General features: G+C 67.4%; 6 protein-coding genes and 1 pseudogene. 5 read left to right on the top strand and 2 right to left on the bottom strand.

From position 1 onward, the window contains the following. Nucleotides 1-197, top strand: a pseudogene (locus E3O42_RS18620) (IS30 family transposase); the annotation flags it as partial. Nucleotides 198-343: 146 nt separating this feature from the next. On the opposite strand, the gene E3O42_RS14530 reads toward E3O42_RS18620, so the two are convergent. Further along, complete coding sequence (locus tag E3O42_RS14530) at nt 344-796, bottom strand: anthrone oxygenase family protein (RefSeq protein ID WP_241984850.1); 453 nt, start codon at nt 794-796, stop codon at nt 344-346. Further along, nucleotides 793-1,653 carry an NAD(P)H-binding protein gene (locus tag E3O42_RS14525; RefSeq protein ID WP_134454618.1) on the bottom strand — a complete coding sequence of 287 codons (861 nt, stop codon included), beginning with the start codon at nt 1,651-1,653 and terminating at the stop codon, nt 793-795. Before E3O42_RS14525 ends, E3O42_RS14530 begins: the two co-directional genes overlap by 4 nt. Nucleotides 1,654-1,734: 81 nt before the next feature. Here E3O42_RS14525 and E3O42_RS14520 point away from each other — a divergent pair, with 81 nt between their 5' ends. From E3O42_RS14520 to E3O42_RS18090, 4 genes are all read left to right on the top strand, one after another. Beyond that, entirely contained in the window at nt 1,735-2,691 is a 957-nt protein-coding gene (locus tag E3O42_RS14520) for an AraC family transcriptional regulator (protein WP_166788010.1), read from the top strand. Between the two features lie 352 nt (nt 2,692-3,043). Beyond that, complete coding sequence (locus E3O42_RS14510; protein WP_166788009.1) at nt 3,044-3,499, top strand: bleomycin resistance protein; 456 nt, start codon at nt 3,044-3,046, stop codon at nt 3,497-3,499. 94 nt (nt 3,500-3,593) lie between these two features. Further along, nucleotides 3,594-4,319, top strand: a complete 726-nt coding sequence (locus tag E3O42_RS14505) for an SOS response-associated peptidase (RefSeq protein WP_134454616.1) — start codon at nt 3,594-3,596, stop codon at nt 4,317-4,319. Between the two features lie 487 nt (nt 4,320-4,806). Beyond that, on the top strand, nt 4,807-5,275 hold a 469-nt coding region (locus tag E3O42_RS18090), incomplete at its 3' end, for a DUF222 domain-containing protein (protein ID WP_166788007.1).

Genomic DNA, 5,275 nt, shown 5'->3' with positions numbered 1-5,275 from the left:
AGAACACCAACGGGCTGCTGCGCCAGTACTTCCCCAAGGGCACCGACCTCTCCGGCTACCACCCCGACTACCTCGAATTCGTCGCCGACAAACTCAACGACCGCCCCCGCAAACGACTCGACGCAGCCACGCCCCGCGAAGCCCTGAACCAGCTACTCTCAGACCAACAAGACGGCAGTGTTGCATCGACCGGTTGAATCCACCTCCAGCGCACCGCGACCAGTTGTCCGCAGTGGCCACAGTAAGGCGACCAGGAAAGCATCCGGAGGTCGCGTGGCACACCGTAACCAGCACCCGCAGGGAACGGTCCGTTACCGCCAACTCTTAGCCGCGATGCCCAGTTTCAGGTGGGAACAAGTAGTCCGACCGCGCCGGCGATCGAGAGTGCTGCGCGCACGTGGTTGGCTGGAATCCAGGAACGCTGGAAACTGTGCCAGTGCCGATCCGGCTGGCCACCGCCGCGCCTGGACAGGCGGTTGTTCAGCGGCACGTTCACCAGCACGGTCGAGGCCCACCCAGCCAGGTAGGCTGCCGCTCCGGCGACCCTGAACGGTGAGTGGGTGAGCGCGTCGGTGGCTGCGATAACGGCAACAGCTGCGCAGGCGGCCGCGGTGCCGAAAAACAGGATCATGAACGGAGGCCGCACGGCCTTCTCATTGATCGAAACCATGGTCGTGATCGCATCCTTCGCCGGTTGGCGGCGAAGGGCGGGCATCACCACAGCGGAGAAGGCAAGGTAGAAACCGCCTGCTGCGGCGGAGCCGGTACCGGCGAACACCGGCAGCCAGTCGCTCATCGGAGGGACGCCCTGGCGGGCGCGTTCCACACGCCGGTGCCGGCCGCACGGGCCGCATAGGTGCCGAAGTCGGTGGGCTCTCGGTTGAGTGCTCCAGCGAGATCAGTAGTCATGACGGCGTTGCGTCCGTCGAGGATCTCGGTGAAGAGCCCGGCCAACGGTAAGCCTTCGTCGCCGGGGATACCGTCGTCGGCGAGATCGGCGGCAAATTCCTCTGCGGTGCAGGACACGAATTCGACGGGGCGACCTGTGGCGGCCGACAGCTCGGCAGCGACGTCCTGGAGGGTGAGCAGCCGCGGGCCGGTCAGTTCCAGCAACCGCCCGACGTGGCGGTCGGTGGTGAGGGAGTCGGCGGCGACCTCGGCGAGGTCGTCCAGATCCACGAAGGGTTCGGCAATCCCGCCATCGGCGGGCAGCAGGAGCCTGCCTCGTCGGACCGGGCCGAGCAGGAAGTGCTCGCTGAAATTCTGGGCGAACCATGAGCACCGCAACACCGTCCACTCCAGCCCGCACGTCCGCACGTGGTCCTCAGCGGCACGAGCCCCCTCTTCGCCGCGGCCGGAGAGGAGCACCAACCGTTGAACCCCGGCCTCTGTGGCGGCTGCGGCGACACCCGCGATCGACTCGGATGCCCCCGGAACAGCAAGATCGGGGCTGTAACACAGATAGGCGGCCTTGACCCCGTCGAGAGCCCCGATCCAGGTGCGGGGGTCGTTCCAGTCGAAGGGCGCCGGGGCGTGTCGGGTGCCGATCCTCACCGCCACGTTGCGTGCGGTGAGGTGGCGCACGAGGCGGGCGCCGCTGCGCCCGGTTCCACCGGTGACAAGAACGGGACTGAGTTCGGATGTGATTGTCATGACCCCAGCCTGACTCACCGTGATTGGACGATGAATGCTCCATGCTCTACAAAACATCTCTCATCGTCTATTCTGGAACCTGTGGATCCTTTATCGCAATTCCTCACCGGTCCCCGGGCGCAGTCCGCGTTCGCTCTGCGTGTGGTGATGGACCCGCCATTCGCCATTGACGTTCAGGACGGGGCCGCACTGACCGTGATCGTCGCTGTGCGCGGGCAGGCGTGGATCACCGCAGAGGGAAGTGCCCCGCGGTCCCTGCATCAGGGACAGGCGGCCACCGTCCGTGGCACCGCCCCGTACCACGTCGCGGATGCGCCCGAACGCGAACCCACCGTGGTGATCGATGCGGAGCAGTCGTGCCGCACCCCCACCGGGGAGCACCTGGAGCTCACGATGTCCCAGGGGGTACGAACCTGGGGCAACAGCCCCGACGGAGCCACGGTCCTATTGATCGGCAGCTACCAGAGCGCGGCCGCGGCCGGTCAGTTGGTCGCCTCCGCCCTCCCAACCGTGGCGATCTTCACGGAGACGGAGGTCGATCCGGTCTTGCTTGGACTACTCGAGCGCGAGCTCACCCGCCCGGGGTTGGGACAGGAGAGCGCGCTGGACCGGGTCCTGGACTTGCTACTGCTGCATCTGCTGCGAGTCTGCGTACAGCGCGCCGAGTTCCCGGTTCCCAGCTGGGCGGCCGGCACCAACGACCCGTTGGTCGCCCGAGCTCTGGCCCTCCTGCACGCGGACCCGGCCGCACCCTGGACAGTCGCTGAATTGGCGCGGCGGGCGCACGTCTCCCGGGCAAACATGGCGGCTCGCTTCCAGACCGTCGTCGGGCAGCCGCCCATGACCTACCTCACCAACTGGCGCTTGGCACTGGCCGCAGACAGACTGGCGTCCAGCAGCGCCACCACCGCCCTCATCGCCGCAGAGGTCGGCTACAGCAACGCCTTCACTTTCAGCGCAGCCTTCACCCGGGTCTACGGCACCAGCCCCACCAGCTACCGGCGGGGACAAGTGAGCCCGGCACACCGGATCAATTAGGTCTCTGGTGGCCACAATCACGCGGTCAGGGTGTCCGGGTAGCCTGGAGCAGCCGCGCGGACGCTAAGAACCCCGCCCGCTCGTACGCCTGGAGCATCCGCCCACCTATCCCGGAATCTCGTTCGGTGGGAACCACGTAGACGCACCGCACGTCGCCGGAGGCACGCACCGGGGCGCGCGAACACGGCACCCGGGGCGCTTCCAGCGCAGTTCGGCCACCGCCGCCAGATCGTCCGGTTCGGCGCTCAGGATGTTGATGGATGGGCCGGCTCCGTCGGTCATGAGTCGATTGTGGCGCAGCGGGCGCGGTTTGAGCGCGGATGCCGGTCGGCTCGCCGCCATACTGGAACGCATGACAGCAGCCGAAACCGTAGTCACCTCGACGCCGGAGCCGGTGTTCTTCCCGGATCTCGTGCCCGAGCTCTTGGTTGAGGATCTGTCGGTCAGCCTGCATTTCTGGATCGAACTGTGTGGCTTCGAGGTGCTCTACGACCGACCAGACGACGGCTTCGCCTACCTCCACGCCGGCACGGCGCACCTGATGCTCGAGCAGGTCGGCTGCGGACGCAACTGGATCCCCGGCGCCCTGGAGCGCCCGCTGGGTCGTGGCATCAACTTTCAGATCATGATGCCGGACATCGCACCGCTGCTCAAGCGCCTCGCCAACGCCGGGTGGCCGCTCTTCATGACAGCCGAAACCAAGTTGTACGCCACCGGCGACACCCGGGCCGGGGTCGCCCAGTTCCTGGTGCAGGACCCGGATGGCTACCTCGTGCGGTTCTCGTCGCGGGTCAGCGCCGAGGGCTGAACCCGAAGCTGACCCCGCAGTCGGCGACCGGCGTGACCGCTCGATTCGGGCATCCGCGTGACTCGGCCGCCCTCACGAGGGTAATCTCACCTTCATGTGCGGCAGATTTGCAATGAACGAAGACGTCGACGACCTCATCCGGGACTTCGTCGCGGCCGGCGGCCGTGCCGGTGACTGGCGGCCCAGCTACAGCATCGCCCCGACCGACCCGGCCCCCATCGTTCGCGAGTGGCAGCCGGAGGGCGCCGACTCCCCCACCCGGGAGGTGACACTGGCCACCTGGGACTGGCCGCAACCGGCCGGGGCGCCGCGACGCGGGCCGATCATCAATGCCCGGCTGGAGAAGCTTGATCAGCGATTCTGGGTCGGCGCGTTCTCCAATGCGCGCTGCATCGTACCCATGCTCGGTTACTACGAGTGGACCGGGGAGAAGGGCGCGAAACAACCGCACTTCATCCACGCCGACGGCCTGCTCGCGGCGGCCGGGGTCAGCTGGGCGTCGAAGGATGCCGACGGCGAATGGTCGCGCGTCTTCGCCGTGATCACCCGGGAGGCGCGGGATGCCTCCGGCGAGGTGCATGACCGGATGCCGGCCTTCCTCGAACCCGACACCTGGGCGACCTGGTTGAACCCGCAGTCGATCACCGGGGCGAACCCCACCGAGTCGGCGAAGAATCGCACGGCCATGATCGATCTATTGGATCGATCGTCCACATTGGTGGCCGCCACCATGCGCACCCGCCTGGTGGACCGCAGAGTCAATAGTGTGCGGGCCATCGACCCGCAGGATGCGACCCTGGTGGCGGCACTCGAAACGTAGCCGACAACAACTTCGACGAACTGGCCGCTCCTCCACAAGCGGCTGTTCACAAAGCCTTTCCACACCTGGTTTTGCTGGGGCTGGAGTGTCGGTGGTCGGTGCGATTATCAAGGTATGAGCAGCCCAGCAGAGCAGTTCCCGGCCGACCCGGATGACCCGGGTCACGACGCCCGCAACCCGGACACCGGTGCTGATGCCGGCGCCCGCGCGCAGGCGCACCGGCGTCGTCGCACCCTGCAGGAACAGGTCCAGGCCACTCTCGCGGGGAAGGTCGCGACGGCGCGGAGAGCCCACCGCAGGATCGCGAAGGCCAACGCCGAACGCGCTGTCGCGCTGGCCGATCTGCAGCGGTGGAGCAGCGACCCGGCCAACGCGAAACTGCTCAACCCCGACTACGCCGTTGAGGCGGCGCGGGGGCCGGTGCTTACCGATGCGGATGCGAGCTCGCGGAAGGTCGCGGCGTGGGNCCAGCGAGGTCGCGTGTTCTTTGCATCTGGCCGATCGCACGGCGGAGGACCTGATCGGTGAATCGTCGATGTTCGCCGGCCCGATGAACGCCACCCTCACGGCGATGAGTGCCGGTGACATCAGTTACCGGCACGGGCAGGTGCTCATGGAGCAGCTCAGCTTCATCCCCCTCGAGGACCTGCACGCGTGTGAAGCGCAGCTGTTGCCCGCCGCGAAAGAACTCACGGTGGGCAAGCTCGCCAGCAAGGCCAGGCGGTTGCGGGAACGCGCGCACCCGGAGACCATCACGAAGCGCTCCACGGCGGCGATCGCCGAGCGCGGGGTGTGGTGGGAGGGCCGGCCCGATGGTATGGGCACCCTGACCTGGTACGGCACCGCTCAGCAAACCCAGGCCGCGCACGACAGGCTCACCAGCATCGCCGAGGCCGCCTCAACCCAGGAACGAAAGGACGACTCGATTCCCGTCGAGCAGCGGCGCACGATCGGCC

It is taken from the genome of Cryobacterium adonitolivorans, from assembly GCF_004402695.1.
GTDB lineage: Bacteria > Actinomycetota > Actinomycetes > Actinomycetales > Microbacteriaceae > Cryobacterium > Cryobacterium adonitolivorans.
Note: the sequence above shows the minus strand (reverse complement) of the source record. Positions and strands in the feature narration are given on the sequence as shown.

Coding starts and splice junctions, on each gene's coding strand:
- E3O42_RS14530 (WP_241984850.1), bottom strand. CDS start 796: ATGAGCGACTGGCTGCCGGTGTTCGCCGGTACCGGCTCCGCCGCAGCA.
- E3O42_RS14525 (WP_134454618.1), bottom strand. CDS start 1,653: ATGACAATCACATCCGAACTCAGTCCCGTTCTTGTCACCGGTGGAACC.
- E3O42_RS14510 (WP_166788009.1), top strand. CDS start 3,044: ATGACAGCAGCCGAAACCGTAGTCACCTCGACGCCGGAGCCGGTGTTC.
- E3O42_RS14505 (WP_134454616.1), top strand. CDS start 3,594: ATGTGCGGCAGATTTGCAATGAACGAAGACGTCGACGACCTCATCCGG.